The 16,636-nt window shown below is 36.9% G+C and carries 17 protein-coding genes and 1 pseudogene; 13 read left to right on the top strand and 5 right to left on the bottom strand.

What is annotated here, in order from left to right:
- Positions 1 to 175: 175 nt before the first annotated feature.
- The 4 genes and pseudogenes from PT285_RS01320 to PT285_RS01335 form a co-directional block, all read left to right on the top strand.
- Positions 176 to 1,540 carry an FAD-binding oxidoreductase gene (locus PT285_RS01320; RefSeq protein ID WP_277147236.1) on the top strand — a complete coding sequence of 455 codons (1,365 nt, stop codon included), beginning with the start codon at positions 176 to 178 and terminating at the stop codon, positions 1,538 to 1,540.
- 87 nt (positions 1,541 to 1,627) lie between these two features.
- A complete protein-coding gene (locus PT285_RS01325) occupies positions 1,628 to 3,019 on the top strand; it encodes an FGGY-family carbohydrate kinase (RefSeq protein ID WP_277147238.1) in 1,392 nt (463 codons plus the stop codon).
- Between the two features lie 69 nt (positions 3,020 to 3,088).
- On the top strand, positions 3,089 to 4,153 hold the full coding sequence (locus PT285_RS01330) for a 2,3-butanediol dehydrogenase (protein ID WP_277147240.1): 1,065 nt from the start codon (positions 3,089 to 3,091) through the stop codon (positions 4,151 to 4,153).
- Between the two features lie 212 nt (positions 4,154 to 4,365).
- Positions 4,366 to 5,048, top strand: a pseudogene (locus PT285_RS01335) (transposase); the annotation flags it as partial.
- An 805-nt stretch (positions 5,049 to 5,853) separates the two neighbouring features.
- Here PT285_RS01335 and PT285_RS01340 read toward each other — a convergent pair.
- Positions 5,854 to 6,600 (bottom strand): DeoR/GlpR family DNA-binding transcription regulator, encoded by a 747-nt coding sequence (locus PT285_RS01340; RefSeq protein ID WP_277147242.1) that lies wholly within the window; start codon positions 6,598 to 6,600, stop codon positions 5,854 to 5,856.
- A gap of 156 nt (positions 6,601 to 6,756) precedes the next feature.
- On the opposite strand from PT285_RS01340, the gene PT285_RS01345 reads away from it, so the two are divergent.
- From PT285_RS01345 to PT285_RS01365, 5 genes are read left to right on the top strand one after another with little or no spacing between them, the layout of a single operon-like run.
- Positions 6,757 to 7,617, top strand: coding sequence for a class II fructose-bisphosphate aldolase (locus tag PT285_RS01345; protein ID WP_277147244.1), 861 nt, complete (start codon positions 6,757 to 6,759; stop codon positions 7,615 to 7,617).
- Positions 7,618 to 7,634: 17 nt separating this feature from the next.
- Positions 7,635 to 8,051, top strand: coding sequence for a PTS sugar transporter subunit IIA (locus PT285_RS01350; RefSeq protein WP_277147246.1), 417 nt, complete (start codon positions 7,635 to 7,637; stop codon positions 8,049 to 8,051).
- A gap of 42 nt (positions 8,052 to 8,093) precedes the next feature.
- Positions 8,094 to 8,594 (top strand): PTS sugar transporter subunit IIB, encoded by a 501-nt coding sequence (locus PT285_RS01355; RefSeq protein WP_277147248.1) that lies wholly within the window; start codon positions 8,094 to 8,096, stop codon positions 8,592 to 8,594.
- Between the two features lie 16 nt (positions 8,595 to 8,610).
- Positions 8,611 to 9,432 carry a PTS sugar transporter subunit IIC gene (locus PT285_RS01360; protein WP_277147249.1) on the top strand — a complete coding sequence of 274 codons (822 nt, stop codon included), beginning with the start codon at positions 8,611 to 8,613 and terminating at the stop codon, positions 9,430 to 9,432.
- Entirely contained in the window at positions 9,426 to 10,253 is an 828-nt protein-coding gene (locus PT285_RS01365; protein WP_277150570.1) for a PTS system mannose/fructose/sorbose family transporter subunit IID, read from the top strand. Before PT285_RS01360 ends, PT285_RS01365 begins: the two co-directional genes overlap by 7 nt.
- A gap of 292 nt (positions 10,254 to 10,545) precedes the next feature.
- Here the strand turns inward: PT285_RS01365 and PT285_RS01370 are convergent, their stop codons facing one another.
- From PT285_RS01370 to PT285_RS01385, 4 genes are all read right to left on the bottom strand, one after another.
- The gene (locus tag PT285_RS01370; RefSeq protein WP_277147252.1) at positions 10,546 to 11,010 is read right to left on the bottom strand and encodes a DUF3021 domain-containing protein; all 465 of its coding nucleotides are present in this window, start codon (positions 11,008 to 11,010) and stop codon (positions 10,546 to 10,548) included.
- Positions 11,007 to 11,450, bottom strand: coding sequence for a LytTR family DNA-binding domain-containing protein (locus PT285_RS01375; RefSeq protein ID WP_277147254.1), 444 nt, complete (start codon positions 11,448 to 11,450; stop codon positions 11,007 to 11,009). The genes PT285_RS01370 and PT285_RS01375 overlap by 4 nt, the downstream gene beginning before the upstream one ends.
- A 168-nt stretch (positions 11,451 to 11,618) precedes the next feature.
- Positions 11,619 to 12,854: a zinc-binding dehydrogenase gene (locus PT285_RS01380; protein WP_277147256.1), complete on the bottom strand. Its 1,236-nt coding sequence runs from the start codon at positions 12,852 to 12,854 to the stop codon at positions 11,619 to 11,621.
- A gap of 115 nt (positions 12,855 to 12,969) precedes the next feature.
- On the bottom strand, positions 12,970 to 13,917 hold the full coding sequence (locus tag PT285_RS01385; protein ID WP_277147258.1) for a sugar-binding transcriptional regulator: 948 nt from the start codon (positions 13,915 to 13,917) through the stop codon (positions 12,970 to 12,972).
- A 180-nt stretch (positions 13,918 to 14,097) separates the two neighbouring features.
- On the opposite strand from PT285_RS01385, the gene PT285_RS01390 reads away from it, so the two are divergent.
- From PT285_RS01390 to PT285_RS01405, 4 genes are read left to right on the top strand one after another with little or no spacing between them, the layout of a single operon-like run.
- Positions 14,098 to 14,898, top strand: coding sequence for an SDR family oxidoreductase (locus PT285_RS01390; RefSeq protein ID WP_277147260.1), 801 nt, complete (start codon positions 14,098 to 14,100; stop codon positions 14,896 to 14,898).
- A 2-nt stretch (positions 14,899 to 14,900) separates the two neighbouring features.
- Positions 14,901 to 15,317: a PTS sugar transporter subunit IIA gene (locus PT285_RS01395; protein WP_277147262.1), complete on the top strand. Its 417-nt coding sequence runs from the start codon at positions 14,901 to 14,903 to the stop codon at positions 15,315 to 15,317.
- Entirely contained in the window at positions 15,317 to 15,808 is a 492-nt protein-coding gene (locus PT285_RS01400; RefSeq protein WP_277147264.1) for a mannose/fructose/sorbose PTS transporter subunit IIB, read from the top strand. The genes PT285_RS01395 and PT285_RS01400 overlap by 1 nt, the downstream gene beginning before the upstream one ends.
- A 16-nt stretch (positions 15,809 to 15,824) precedes the next feature.
- The gene (locus tag PT285_RS01405; protein ID WP_277147266.1) at positions 15,825 to 16,631 is read left to right on the top strand and encodes a PTS mannose/fructose/sorbose transporter subunit IIC; all 807 of its coding nucleotides are present in this window, start codon (positions 15,825 to 15,827) and stop codon (positions 16,629 to 16,631) included.
- Positions 16,632 to 16,636: the final 5 nt, after the last annotated feature.

The raw sequence follows: 16,636 nt of genomic DNA on the forward strand, positions 1-16,636 counted from the left end.
AAGCGCTTCATCACTTAATTATTAATTTTTATATATATATTTATTTATATAAATTAGTTATATAAATCACAACAATTAAAGTTAATAAATTTATAAAAATATATTTACATTTAGGCAGATAGGCTGTATAGTTACATTGAAATCTATAATTTTAAAATATGATGGAGGGTTAGTCATGGAAATTATTGAAGACAAAGCAGTAAGAAGAAAGTATGCGATTGATTGGTGGGCTGTTAGCCATAAATGGTCGGAAGAAGAAATCCAGAAACATTTGCCAACAGCGATCGCTATCCCTAAAAATGTGGAAGAAGTGCAAACAGCGGTTAAGTACGCTAATGAGCATGGCCTGAAGGTAATTCCTTACGGTGGGGGATCCGGCGTTTTGGGCGGGATTATACCTATCAAGCCAACTTTGACGATTGATATGCGGCAAATTACCGGCGTAGTCGATTTTGATGAAGATGATCACTTAGTCACAGTTAATGCTGGGATGATTGGCAGTGAACTGGAAGATTATCTAAATAAGCGTGGCTATACTATAGGTCATTATCCGCAATCCCTTTATTTAGCTAGCATAGGTGGTCTAGTAGCGACTAAATCAGCTGGTACTTTTAGCAGCAAGTACGGTAATATTGAAAATGTAATGCAGGCGCTGGAAGTAGTTTTACCTAATGGTGAAATTTTAAGTAACCGCAATATCCCACGTTCATCTACTGGTCCGCATATCCCTACGCTATTTATTGGTTCAGAAGGAACTTTAGGCATTATTACTAAAGTAACTTTACGGATGTCCAAGCTGCCTGAGCGCAGGGAATTTAGGGGAATTGAATTTTCAAGCTGGGAAGATGCGATTTATACCGCTCGTGAATTTTACCGCAGAGACATTGTCCCTGCAGTAATCCGGATCAACAATCCCGCCGAATCGCAAAACTTTTTCTCCAAAATTAACCATAAAGCTTCGGAGGGGAAGGTGTTGATGATTATTGGCATCGTGGGCGCAGAAACAGTTGTCCCAGAAGTATTAAAACAGGTATTGCTAACTGCCAAAGAGCGTGGCGGTGAAGATATTGGCCCAGAAATCGGCAACATTTGGGAAAAGACCCGTTATAATGCTGATTGGATGAAAGCAGGTAATTCAGGTAATTATATTGGTGATGCGATTGAAGTATCAGGCAATTGGACACAGTTACCAAAAATGCTTGCTCTAGTTTCTAAGCGGTTAGAAGGTAAAGTAGCAATGCTTTGGGCTCACGGCTCACATTTTTATGCAAGCGGCGGTAATATTTACTTTATTGTTGTTGCTAAAGGTGAAAATAATCAAGATGTGCTAGCCAAGTATGACGACATTTGGAATACGATTATGAAAGCTGTCTACGAAATTGGCGGTTCTGGTGCGCATCATCATGGTATTGGTAAGCAAAGATTGCCGTGGTATGAAGAAGAGATTGGGCATGAATCACACGAAATTTTAGCGGGTCTAGAAGAAGTAATTGATCCTAAGCATACTTTCAGCCCTGGGAATTTAGGCGTTAAAAAGTAACGCACCAATATAAGTACGATAAGCAGCCAGCGGCTGCATATATTTTTTAAGCTAATGTAAGCGCTGTTATAAAAGGAGGCGCTATTTATGGGTAAATATATTTTAGGAATTGATGGCGGTACGCAGAGTACCAAATTGGTTTTATTTGATTTGACAGGCAATATTGTTGTCAAAACCAAAGTAAATCTACGGCCGACATTGTCCCCAGCCCCTGGGCAAGTGGAGTATCAGGATGATGACTTATGGACTTCCTTAATTGAGGCAAGCAAAGATTTATTAGCAAAGTTTCCTGGAGAGAAGAAAGATATTATTGCAATTGGCTTAGGCAGTATCCGTTTTTGCAGGACCTTGTTGGATGAAAACGGTCATCTGGCCCATCCAGTTATTAGTTGGCTGGATTATCGGGTTGGTCTACCACAGAATGAAAAAGAAACTAATATTAGGTATATGTCAACGGCAACCGGGTATATGGCTGTTAGGTTGACGGGTAATTTTAGGGATACAATCGCTAACTGCCTTAACTTCCCAATCGATAAGGATAATTTTACGTGGGGTACGGATGAGCAAATTAAGAAGTTTAATTTAACTAGGGATATGCTTTTTGACTTGGTAAAACCGGGTGAAAGCTTGGGTACTGTAAGTGCCGAAGCGGCTGCAGCCACGGGTTTGCCTGAAGGCATTCCCGTGGTAGCAACAGCTAATGATAAGGCGGTTGAAGGCCTAGGGGCTGGTCTAGAAAAAGAAGATACGCTGGTTATTTCACTTGGGACTTATATTGCCTCGATGGTAATTGGTGATAAGAATAATAAAAATCCGAAAAATTACTGGGTTAACCTGTTTTGCGAACCGAATAAATACGCTTATGAAAGTATGGGCATTTGGCGCGGCATGTCGACAATTAGTTGGTTCAAGGATTTGTTAGGTGAGCCTTTTGCCAGGTATGCAAAAGAAAAAGGTATGATCCCAGAAGAAGTTTTGAACCAGGAAGCTGTTAAAGTAGCACCTGGCGCCAATGGTTTATCAATGTTTCTTGATTCCGGCTCACCGTATCAAGGTGGCGGTGTGCTTCTGGGGATTGAACGTAAAGATGGCCGGGCTGAAGTTTACAGGGCAATTCTTGAAGGGATTGCCCTGGAAATGAAGAAAAATGTTGACGGGATGATTGGTGAATTGGATAGAAAGATTAACCGGATAATTGTAACTGGCGGAGGGTCTAATAGCGATTTACTGTTGCAGATGATTGCCGATGTGTTTAACATGCCGGTTTCACGCAATGTCATCAATGAAGCAGCTAGCTTGGGCGCAGCTATTTGTGCGGCAGTTTATACCAAGCAATATGCCAGTTTTGCAGAGGCCATTGACCATATGGTGCAAATTAAAGATACCTTTACCCCTGATCCTAAGACCCATGAAATTTATATGGGAATCAGCAGCAAACGGCAGCAGCCGAAGTTTGAAGATCCACTGAAGCATATGTAAATTATAATGAAAAAATTACTAGTTGAGACATGAATATTTGATTAAAGTTTATGTAGAGGAGACATATCTATGAAAGCAGCAAGAATTTATGGTAAACAAGATATTCGCATAGAAGAAGTTGCACGCCCTTCAGTTGGTGATGATCAAGTTCAGGTTCAAGTTAAATATGTAGGGATTTGCGGCAGCGATATTCATATGTATGGGGCAGGGGCTTTCTTACCGTATAAGCCGAATCCCTTATCTGGTCAGACTGTACCAATAATTGAAGGTCACGAAATTTCTGGTAAAGTTGTTAAAATTGGCAAAAATGTCAAGGGCCTCGAAGTCGGTGACAATGTTGCCATTGAACCGATTTTATACTGCGGTCACTGCCGCAACTGCAGGCGTGGCTTATACAATTATTGCTTGAACGCAATTGACCGTAACGGGAGCGGTAACTTTATTGGCGAATCAGCAGACGGCGGTATGGCTGAATACTGTAGTGTCCCAGCTGAGGCTGCTTATAAATTACCAGCAGGGATGGACTATGATTTAGGCGCCCTGACTGAGCCGGTTGCGGTTGCTTATCAAGGAATTAAACGTAGCGGCCTGACCGAGGGGCAGACGGTTGCTGTCATGGGTGCTGGACCAATTGGACTCTTTACAGCAACCTTGGCTAAACTTGCGGGTGCAACTAAGGTTTATATTACAGATGTTTCTGATGTCCGTTTAGCTAAAGCGCGGGAAATGGGAATTGACCATACAATTAACTCTGCTAAAGAAGATGCAGTCACGAAAATTTTTCAAGATTTACCGCATGGGGTGGACATCAGTTATGACTGTGCTGGTGTTCAAGCTACTTTGGATACGGCAGCCGCAGTAACAGCAATGGCCGGAACAATCCAGGTCATTGCAATGTTTACTAAAAAAGTCAGTGTTAATATGCTAATGGCAACAGGTAAAGGCAATAATATTTTAACGACCCTTGGTTATGAAAATAATTTTGAAACCGTAATTAATATTATTAACAATAACCAAGATTTGTTTAGAAAGGCAATTACGAAAAAAATTCCTTTAGATGATGTAGTTGCGGGAATTAAGACATTGATGTCAGATAAATCACAGGTAAAGATTTTGGTTTCCCCAGAAATGTAATAAGCTTTGCTCGAATTGTAAAAATTATGATTTAAAAATTAGATGTCTGGGAAAAATTCACTTCTGAATCAAAAAGTGTCTGAGGGAAGACTAGACGCTAAAAAGCAAAAAATCCGTTAGAACCTTCAAATTCTAGCGGATTTTTTATATACATTCTAGCCAAGCCTTGTTACTATTAAATCATCACAAAAAATAAAAAAGGTGGGCTTTTCATGTATCAAAATTATATCACAGGTCAAACTTCTTTGACACTCAATTTAGATTTTTCTATCCCTAAAAATCATCTTGCTTATGTTATTAGTAACTTTGTGGATTCTATTCCTGATGACGTTATGCTAGAAGATAAACCTGACAAAACGTATACTGGTAGACCGGTTTATCACCCAGCAATGATGCTTAAGATTCTACTCTTTGCCTATTTTAGACGTGCTTTCTCCGGCAGAAAGATTGAAAGAATGCTGGAAGAAAATCTGCCGATGATGATTATGGCAGCGAGTATAATTACTCCATGCTTGAAAATAAGTATGAAGATAAGCGGTACTATATTCCTTACGGTCTTTACGACAAGGAACAAACTAGAAAGTACCGTAAAGATCCCACTAAGCTGCCTAATTGGACCTATAAGGAAAAAGATGATTATTACATTGGCTGGCAAGGCGTTCGCTTCAATTTTAAAAGATATAGCAAACGTAAAAATAAGAGTACGGGGTTAGTATCTGATCTTAAAATATATGAAGCAGATGAACTAATCAAACTATCTAAGACTAAAGGTGGACATCAAAGACAGATCCAATACAATCCCAACTGGCAATACTTCAAGGCAAAAGTCAAAACCACTCTTCCGAGTAAAGAAGGCAGACGCATCTATAGCTGCAGGAAAATAGGCATAGAGCCAAGAATGGAAGAGGGGTGAAAGGCCTCTTTTTAAAGCAAAAACAGCGTTACTATTCACGGAAAGGTGCTGTATAAATTATTTCTTTGTAGACTATGCTTTGTTGTCTGCCAATCTTGCTGAATGTGGTGCTTATGTATAATCCTTTATATGCAAAAAAAGATGCAGCTAATTTATCTGCATCTTTTTCTAACTCAAATAAGCTAGAGCTTTTTCCGCTTTAGTTTTTAATAATTCAGTTAATTTATATGGCCTGTCATCGCTAATTGTTGCAATGCTTCTGTTGAATTCTTTCCATTACGATAACAGGTTTCATTGTAACTTCGAATTGTGGCATAATTTTGTGCATTACCAATATTTTAAAATTGTCCTGTGATTTTCATGAACTACAGTTTCAGTCACTTCAGCTTCTTTAAATGGAGCTAGGCCATGTTTGACATGACCGCATTGCCCACCACGTTTTCGCCAAGTTTTAACTCGCGAATTAGAAATTACTTTATCTTAATTATACCTAGTCTGACTAGTAGGTATCCCAATGTCGGTGCCATTAGTTTTAGCTAGACTTTTCAATGTTTTTCAGTGCCTTGTGATATTTACTAAATAAAGCATGATAATTTAGTTCTTCAGCCATTAGTAAAGTCCTCGTGAATTTATTGAGTAACATTATATCGAAATTTTAAATAAGGTTAAAGACAAAATCTGTTATAAGAAAGCAGTCGAGCTTAAAAACAGGATAAGTTACAGGTAAATGAGGATTCCGTGAATAGTAACGATAATTTATAATTTTATACTATTACTATATATTAAGTTAATGAGCTAAAGTAATATTGTTGGCTTTAAAAAGGCTGATGTATTCATCTCTTGGTTTTTGATCAGTGACTACAATATCGATTTGACTTAAGTCTAACCCTAAATATAAAAAATTTTGGTCGAATTTAAAATGGTCTGCTAAAACCATAGTTTTTCTGGCATTTTTTTGCATAGCTTGCTTTAGTACAGTTTCATCTTCAATATGATCAGATGTGCCATTTTCCGTTATACCACGGCATGAAACCACAGCAAGATCGACATAAAAATTTAAAGCATTTTTTTGTGTAAAAGTACCATTACAAAAGACATCTTCGACTTTTCCTCCGAGAGAGAAAATGGTATTAGATGAATTTTCTTTTAGGTATAAGGCAGTTCGTAGGTTGGAGGTAATGATTGTTAAATTTTTAAATATGCATAATAATTTAGCGAAAAAATAACTGGAGCTGCTGCCATCTAGAAAAATTGAATTATGCTCTTGAATGAAATTTATTGCTAGGTTTCCAATATATTCTTTTTCTTTTTTATGAATGTTTTCTTTAAAACTTTGCGGTGCTTCATTTTTAACTTCATCAATTAATATTGCTCCACCAGGTATTCTTTGGACTAAATTTTCTTTGCCCAACTCACTTAAATCTCTTCTGATTGTGCTAGAGCTGTAATGTAGTTTTTCAGCTAAAGAATTAACTCGGGCTACTTTTTTATCATTCAAAATTTCTAAAATTTTCTTTTGTCGTAAATTAAGCATTTTTACCTCCTGCGCAAAAATAATCAAAAATTGCTTGAAAAAAGTCAAAAAAAGATTATTGACAGCAATTTGCGCCATGTATTTACACGATGTTTTCTTTATTTTAACATGAAAGCGATAACAAATATAAAGATAATGGTTAAGGAGGAATTTATTATGACCATGGTAAATTTGAATGAAGTGTTGAGGGATGCTAAGAAGAACCGGTATGCGGTTGGCGCATTTAATTATACAGATTTCAGTACTGCAAGGGGAATAGTTGCAGCTGCGGAAGAGGAAAATGCACCTGTTGTATTACAAGTTGCAGAATCGCATTTTCCGTACATTTCATTAGAGCAAGCTGGTAAAGAGGCTATTTATTTAGCCCAAAATGCCAAGGTACCAGTTGTGGTTCACTTAGATCACGGTGTAGATATTAAGACGGCAATTAGAGCATTGAATATGGGATTCTCATCAGTTATGTTGGACTTCTCTACAAAGCCAATTGAAGAAAATATTGAAGCAACACGCAAAGTTGTTGAGTATGCACATGACGTGAATGCAACTGTTGAAGGCGAAATAGGTGTAATGACCACAGATACCGGTGAGGGAAAGCCAGATTATAATCATTTAGACGATAATTATACAACAGTTGCCGATGCTAAAAAATTTTATGAAAGTACAAATGTTGATGCAATGGCAGTTTCATTCGGTACGGTGCACGGGGTCTATCGTGAAAAGCCTAATTTGAATTTTAAGCGCTTAAAGGAGATTTCTGAAGCAGTACCTGTGCCACTGGTTATGCATGGCGCCTCTGGACTGTCAACGGAAGAATATCGTAAATCAGTCGAAAATGGTATTACAAAAATCAATTATTATTCAGTAATGTCATTTAATGTTGTTAATGGTTTAAAAAAATATTTAAATGAAAGAACAGACCAAACATTTCTTTACGATGTTGATATGAAAATAATTGACTTAGTTAAAAATGATCTGAAGGAAAAGATTTCAATCTTTGGTTCAGAAAATAAGGCCTGATTGGAAAGAGGTTCTTAATGACAAAAATTTTAATAGCTACTCATAGTACAATGGCTCAAGGAATTGTCAATAGTTGCAAGTTTTTGGTGGGTAATGTAAAAGATATACGTTACATTGATGCTTATGTGGACGATTCAGATTGGACTAAAGAAGTAGATGAATTCTTTTCAGATTTCGATAATAAAGAAAGTTATGTTGTTTTTACTGATATCTACGGTGGCAGTGTAAACCAAAAAATAACGCAATATAAGGCAAAGTATGATTTTTTATTAGTGACCGGAGTAAATTTACCTATTGTTTTGCAATGTGTGTTGTCAACGAATCCGATTACTAAGGACAGAATTTTAAAAATGATTGATGAAGCTAAAAATAGTCTTTCTTTGGTCGAATTACAGGAGAGTTCAGAAAATAATGAGGAAGATTTTCTTGAATAAATAGTATACTTAAATAGATATTATAAAAAGAAGGAAATTAATATGATTAAAGAAGTTAGAGTAGACGATAGACTTATTCATGGGCAAATAGCTTTGACCTGGCCAAAAGCTTTGCATGTTTCGCATATTGTAGTTGCCAACGACAAAGCAAGCGCAAATAAAATGCAGCAGATGACGTTAAAAATGGCTGTGCCAACAGGCATTAAAGTACTGATTCGTTCAGTTGAAGATACAATTTCATTGTTCGCAAATGAAAAGGCACAGCAGATAGATATGATGGTTATTGTTTCGTCAGTTGCTGATGCAAATACATTAGTTAAGAGTTTAGGAAAACTCATTTCTCGAGTTAATATTGCAAATTCGGGAAGGTTCGATGGTATTGATAATTCAAAGAAAAAGAAGTTAGGCTCTAGTTTAGTTTTGAGTGAAGCCGAATTAAATGCTGCTAAAGATATCGTTGCTTCAGGAATTAATACTGTTCATCAAGTTGTTCCTGAGGATCAGGCTAAAAAATTTGATGATATTTTGAAAGCTGCTGATTAGAAAGGATCTGAGTTACATGTCAATTGTTGTTACAGGATTGTTAGCTGCACTAGCAGAATTTCTTTGTTTTGGCGGGGACTGGCTGTTAGGGCAAAATATGGCAGATCAGCCAATAGTGGTTGGTCCTGTCGTTGGTCTTCTTTTGGGAGATTTGCAAACAGGTATTATTTTAGGGACTTCTCTAGAAGCTGTTTTTATTGGTGCAGTAAATGTTGGTGGTGCTGTTTCGTTAAATCCGTCTATGGCAACTACATTAGCAGTAACTTTTGCAATTGTTAGCGGTTCAGCATCTAATTCAGTAGTTGTAGCTTTAGCAATACCATTGGGATTGTTAGGCGGTTTGCTTGAAGTTGGTGCAGATGCTTTATGTTCATTCTTTGTTCCAATTTGGAATAAGGCAGCTGAAGAAGGCAATGATAAAAAGATTGTTCGAGTCCATTATCTCGCGTGGCTCTTTAAATACTTAATTTTTGCAGTTGCTGTTTTTGTAACTATTGTTATTGGTGTTAAGCCAGTGTCAATTTTTGTCAAGAACTTACCACCCTTTGTTCAAAATGGCCTTGGTCTGACTGGCGGTCTATTACCAGCAGTTGGATTTGCAATGCTATTAAAAATGGTTTGGTCGAACAAATTAGCAATTTTCTATTTATTTGGCTTTGTAATGGTTGAATATATGAAATTACCTTTAATTGCGCTTGCAATTATTGGCTTAACAATTGCCCTGTCAATTGCCTTTTTAGATAGTGACATTTTAAAGCTCGGAAAAAAGAATAAGCAGGTAGATTCTGATACAGAAGTAAATTCAAGTAAGAGTGAAGAGGAGGACTTTTTATCATGAGTGACAAAAAAATTTCAAAAACCGATCAAAAACTTTTAAAATCGATGTTTTGGCATTCTTTTACAGTTTTTGCACCATTTAATTATGGAATTCAAGGCGGTAGTGGTTTTTGCTATTCTGTTCTTCCATTTATTAATTATTACTATAAAGATCAGCCAGAGAAAAAGAAAGATGCTTTAAAAAGAAGTATAGTCTGGTATAATGCAACACAGAATGTGGGCACCTTTATTATGGGACTAGTTGCTTCAATGGAAAAGCAAGCAAGCAAAAACCCAGATTTTGACGTCGACAGCATTAACGCTACCAAAGCTAGTTTGATGGGGCCATTCTCCGGTATCGGTGATACATTATTCTGGGGGATCTTGCGTGTGGTTGCAGCGGGTATTGCAATGACTTTAGGAGCTCAAGGCAATTTTTTAGCACCGATTATTTTCTTGTTGGTTTATAACATACCTTCAATTTGGTGTAGATGGGAATTAGGACAATTGGGTTTCTCTGTTGGCTCGCAATACATTGAAGAAATGTATGAATCTGGAATGATGAATGTTTTAACGAAAGCAGCTAGTACTCTAGGATTAATTATGTTAGGTGGAATGACTAGTAGTTTAGTATCTTTCAAAGCAAAAATGGTCTTCCATTTAGGTGGAGGTCAAGTTCTAAAACTGCAAGGTATTCTCGACCAAATCTTTCAAGGTTTAATTCCATTATTATTAACCTTAGGCTGTTTTTACTTATTATCAAAAAAGAATATGAACTTTACACTTTTAATGATATTAGTAATCATTTTGAGTTTAGGATTGGCCTTTTTGGGAATTGCTTAACGTATTTAAAATCTTTAGCGTCTGGGAAAAAACTATGCTTTTGAAAAATATTGTTTAAGAGCAATTATTAAAGTCGAATGTTATTGTAAATATCTTTAAATTTTGTAACTTTTTGTTGTGTAATCTAGACAAAAGATTGTATCAAAAAAGGAATGTTAGTTTGTTATTCTAACATTCCTTTTTGATTTGAGTTTTTTCCCAGACACTTTTTTTATTGAAAGTTTTTGCTTACTTTACATAGTAATTTGTTGTCATAAATAAAGCTTAGATAATACAAAATTGCTGAGCAAAGTTATTTTTTACTTGCCTGAATTGCTTGGTTGATTTTAGCGATTTTTCTTTTAGCACTTTTCATCGAAATGGACCACATGATGACATAAATGATGATAAAAATAATTGTGTAAAATGTTAGCCATTCTGCATTTAACGGAAACCAGCCTGCCAAAATTGCCAGCGCGGTAAAACAAATGAACGTCACTAGAAAATGAATTACAGTCTGTTTGGTAATGCTCCACTTTTCTTGATCAAAAATAATTGCCGTAGCCCCAAAGACAAAGCCCATCAGTGCCCATAAGACTGCCGCAACCAGAGTAGCAACTGTTAGGCTGGGAAAATGTGACGTAAATCTTGGTGATGACGGATAGAAGTCCGGTAACTTGTAGAGTAAATCGAAGAATAATGCGATTATGATCCCGACAGTAACACCGATCGGCATGGCTGCAGCTCCTTGAACTAAAATTTTTTTACTGTTTTTCATTTTAAAAACGCCTCCCGTATTTTTTTCACGTATCTTCTTGACGTATAGGTTGTTTCACCATTAGTGAGATTAACTTGGTAAATTCCGGTTTTGGTCAGTGCCAAATTGGCGATTTCGGCCATGTTGACTAACTCAGCACTAGAGATTTGAACGAAATTTTTTGCTGGCAAATTTTTGCTCAATTCGTATATTCGCTTGTGCACGCGATAAATTTCTCCTTGCACTTCACAAACGACATATTTATCTTGCGTGTAAAACCTGCTGACTTGATAAAGAGGAATGATTTTCTCTCGACCATTCCTGTATGCCTTAATCTGTTGATTGTTGACCATCTGCTTAATTGATGACGCCATTTTTTCTAATGATGGCGTCTTTTTTGCGGCATTGATGGAAATGAACGGAATTTTAAACTTTTCACTCAAGTTAAAGTTGACGATCATCTTGTTTCCTTCTTTCTGTGAATGATTTAAATATAAATTTTTTTCGCTGCAATTGCTATGATTTTTGGATAAATGGTCGCTTGAAAGGGATGATTGGCAATAAAAAAGGCACTTCATTGTCAAAGTGCCTTTTAACTTATTCAATTTTTAATCAACAGCAAGATTCAATTAGATCTTTGGCTCATTGTTTAGAATCCATTGTTCTGCTTCATGTGACCATAAACCATCATGTTTAGCTAAAATTTTGCCCAACTCAGTTTTAGGATCAACTTTTGCCAATTCAATCCGGTCAAATTTTTGGTGTGTATAAATAACTTTCTTACCGCCACCGATCTCTGGCTGTGATAACGTGGTTTCCGCTGCCGCATTTAATCCCAAAACATGGGTAATAACTTTAGCAACATTTAATCTGTGTTCAGCGATTAATTTTGCCGCTTTAATTTCGTTCTTTGCATTACCACCTGAAGTACCAACAAGATGAGTAAAGTTGTAGTGCACGTCGTACAAGTTAAGCTTAGCAGAAAAATCCTTGTTCACCGGTCCAGCAAATTGGTTAAGGCAGCCGTCAGGATTCATTAAGCGGCCAGCCATTTCTGCTAATGGGGCAACACTGATCATTAAGAATAAATCATCATAGCCTGTGCCGTTTGTTTTTTCTCTTAATAATTTTTCTTGCTCTTCAACTGATAGCCCTTTAGTGTTGACAAACTCAATGTCCACTTCATCTGAAGGATATAATTTTTTAGCCCGAGCAAGTTTTTCTTGGTCAATGTCGGTAACAACCAATTTCTTTGGCTTAACATCAGCATGGATAGCATAGTCAATAGCCAAAAGTCCCATTGGCCCCGTACCACCGACAATTAACATGTTGCCGTTTTCCTTGATTCCCATTTTTGGTTCATAAGTATGTGGAATCAAGTGGAATTGCGCATCGAATGCAGCAATGACACAGCTTACCGGCTCGCACAGTGAACCTTCATAATAAGAATCACCCTCAAACGGAATTAAACAGCCTAATTCCATTACCTCATCAGGGATGATAATTTTGGTGGCATCACCGCCGATATATGGGTATGAGTAGCCGGGGACAAATGGGGTATCGTCACGAGCCAGATTAGGCTGAACAACAAAGTTTTGGCCAGCATGATATTTATCACTCCATTTTGCACCGACTTTTAAAATTTTTCCTGAAAATTCATGACCAATCATCACGGGATTTTCAGCCAAATTATCTGGTGTTTTTTTGTGGTCTTCTCCTTCTTTTGCCAGTTTCCAAGATGACATACACATTGAATCAGAAACTACTTCGGCTAAAATTTCGTTGTCTTTAATTTCAGGCAACTCCACATCGTCGATCTTCATCTTTTCTTTACCATAGATTCGTAAAGCTTTGCTTAAAACCATTTTTGAACTCCTTGTTACTTTTAAATGTTTTGAGAAAACGCTAGCTCCACAAATGATAATAGTAAAGATAGGCTTAGATTTCAATGCTTTCGGTGCAATATTCACATATGTGATTTCAATTACAGAGATCTTTAACACCTAGAGCAGTAATATCTGTTGTGATCAAAACGTCTAAAACACCGGTATTTAAAGCACCCAATATGGATTTGATCTTGTTCTTACCGCAGGCAATTCCAATTACTTGTGGTACTTTTTTAACTTCCGCTAAATTCATTCCAATAACATGATATTGCGATGAATTAATAATTTTGCCTTCAGCTGTAAAAGGCTGAGAAAGTATGTCGCCAACTGTGTTAGTCTTTTTAAAGATGTTATTAAAATTTGAATTTTTGTAGAATTCTTTCCATTGGGATAAGTCGGTGATAAGGCTGCTGCCGATACCGACAATTGCACAATCAAGATTTTTCCAATAATTAAAAACAACCTGATTATTCGGATTGGCGGTTAGCTCATTCTTTATTTTTTCAGAACTGACGATCGCAGGGCAGTTTAATGTCTCACACTTAGCATTTAACTTTTCTCCTAAGGTATATACTAAATGATTTGACTGGTAGTCATTTTTTAAGATTCCTGTTGGGCCGCCAATCAAAGGCACTACTGTAATTCCGTGCCGGGTGCTTTTGGAAGGCATCGCTTGAAAAGTATGAGCTAGTGTTCTTCCCCATGAGATGCCGATCGTGAAATTACTTTGGATATTTTTTTCTAGATAGTTAGCAGCAAAATTTCCTAGCGTTTTTAAGTTTAGATCATCTGTGTTTTCCGGAATGATCAGTGCATCTTTCAAACCAAATCTTTTAATAAAAAATTTTTGTAATCCTTCCAAATTATTATTTGGTCGATTAATTGAAATTTTTACTAGTCCTAATTTACGGGCTTCCTTAAGCATTCGGCTAATTTCGCTTCGATGAATGTGAACTTTATCAGCAATTTCTTTTTGGGTGTTGCCGTTTAAATAATATAATTCGGCAACTGAAATTAGCTGATTGATTAAATTTTTTTCCATAATATGTACCTCAAGTTTCCATCGTTAATTTTTTAACAAGCAAATCACATTTGTGAAAATACGTGTTTACGGATTGACTATTTCCTTAAAATCATTATATTTAATAAGTGAAGAAAGCGCTAGCAAAAAACAACAAATTATAATTCACAAAATTTATTTAATAGAATAGGAGAAAGAAATATGCAGGATTGGATTAAATTACATGGAAAAACTTACATTGTAACTGGGGGCTCTTCAGGTATCGGAAAAGCAATTATTCAGGAGCTGCTTGACAACGGTGCACAAGTTGTAAATGCGGATTTGAACCCGTTAGCAATTGAAAATGAAAATTTGCTTTCTGTAAAATGCGACGTATCTTCACCTGAAGATGTGGCAAATGTAGTCAATACTGCTAAAAGCAAATTTGGAAAAATTGATGGGTTAGTTAACAATGCAGGCATTAATTTACCTAGGTTACTTGTTGATGTTAAGGAACCTGATAGCCAATATACAATTCATTTGAATGAATTTCAAAAAATGTTTGCTGTCAACGTTCAAAGTGTATATTTGATGTCACAGGCAGTTGCTAAGGAACTTGTTAAAAATAAAGTTGGTGTAATTGTTAATATGTCGTCTGAAGCTGGTCTTGAAGGTTCACAGGGCCAGAGTGTTTATTCTGCTACGAAGGGTGCAATTAACGGCTTTACACGTTCGTGGGCAAAAGAGCTTGGCAAATTTAATATTCGTGTAGTTGGTGTTGCGCCTGGTATTTTGGAAGCAACGGGTCTTAGAACACCATCATATGAGAATGCTCTTGCATACACAAGAAATATTACAGTTGATGAATTACGCAAAGGTTATTCCAGTACATCAACTACACCAATGGGTCGCAGCGGCAAGCTATCTGAGGTTGCTGATCTAGTAAATTATCTATTATCGAACAGGGCTAGTTATATCACTGGTGTAACGATTAATGTAGCCGGTGGCAAATCCAGAGGTTAGTTATGAAGATAGTTTTAATTGGACATGGCAAAACCGGGATTGCTTTCAAAGAGGCAATTGAAATGATTTTTGGCAAGGCTGATGATGTTTTGCCGCTAACGTTTTTACCCGGAGAAGGCCTTAAAGACGTAAATAAAAAAATTCAGAATGCAATTGTAGGGGTCGATCCACAAGAAATATTAGTAGTTACTGATCTTTTTTCGGGAACACCGTACAATGCGGCAGCTGAGTTAGCTTTAAAAGGCGAAGTCAAAGATGTTATAGCCGGTATGTCATTGCCGATATTGTTAGATATTGTTACTAATATGACTACTAAATCTGTTGAAGAAATAGCTGCAACGATTTTACAGGATTCATCAAGTTATACCAAGGTGTTAAGTGATGAATTGAATAAGGCAGAAAAGGAAGATGATTTTTAATGATTATTAAGTTTGCAAGAATTGATGACCGCTTAATCCACGGTCAGGTTGCGACCGTATGGTCAAAAATGGCTGATGCAAAACGAATTATTGTAGTAAGTGAAGAAGTTTATCATGACGATATTCGTAAGAAGCTGCTTAAGCAGGCTGCACCGGCAGGAATGAAAGTTAATATTGTTGATGTTCCCAAAGCAATTGCAGTTTACAACAATCCTAAATATGAAAAAGATACAGTTTTTTACCTGTTTACTAATCCGACAGAAGTCTTGGAGTTGGTTAAGGGCGGGGTCCCGCTAAAGTCAATTAACATTGGCGGAATGAGCTTTGGCGAAGGTAAGACGCAGATTACCAAAGCAATTTCACTGACTGAAAAAGACGCACAGGCATTTAGAGAACTTGATAAATTGGGAATTGAGCTTGATTTGCGGGTTTTAGCTGATGACTCTAAAAAAGACATACTAAAACTAATAGATCAAAAATTTAGTAAATAATGATAGAGGTAAAATTATGTCAACTTTACAAATTATATTAGTATTTATTTGGTCATCAATAGTTGGTTGTGGAAGTGTTCTAGATGAATGGCAAACACACAGGCCATTGATTGCTTGTTCGGTCATGGGATTAATTTTAGGGGATCCAGTGAAAGGCCTTGTTCTTGGAGGAACGCTAGAGTTAATTGCATTAGGATGGATGAATGTTGGGGCGGCTCAGTCACCCGATTCGGCTCTTGCCAGCACAATTTCTACTATTTTGGTAATTATTGGGCACCAAAGTATTGATAAAGGAATTGCGATTGCTTTACCAGTTGCCGCTGCCGGTCAGGTCTTAACTGTTTTTGCCCGTACGATTGCAGTTGCCTTTCAGCATGCATCTGATAAGGAAGTGGAGAAAGCTAACTTTAGAGGAATTGAGTGGCTGCATTTTTCTGCTTTAATTGTTCAAGCATTCCGTGTATCAATCCCAACAACGTTAGTTGCAATTTTTGTCAGTCCTGCAATGGTGCAAACAGCTTTGAATGCTCTGCCTAAAGTCGTAACTGGTGGTTTAGCAGTAGCCGGTGGCTTTATTGTAACTGTTGGTTATGCAATGATTTTAAATATGATGTACGTAAAGTATTTAATGCCATTCTTTTATTTAGGTTTTGTACTTAGTGGCTATCTGAAGCTCAGCCTGCTTGCATTTGGTGTTGTCGGATTGATTCTAGCTTTAGTGTACGTACAATTAGATCCTCAATTTAGCGAGAAGAAGACACAAGCTGCAGTTACTGAAACGAGTTCAGATGCCGAATTGGCTGAAGATGAACTGGATGATTAGAGATT

This window comes from Lactobacillus sp. ESL0791 (assembly GCF_029433255.1).
Lineage (GTDB): Bacteria > Bacillota > Bacilli > Lactobacillales > Lactobacillaceae > Lactobacillus.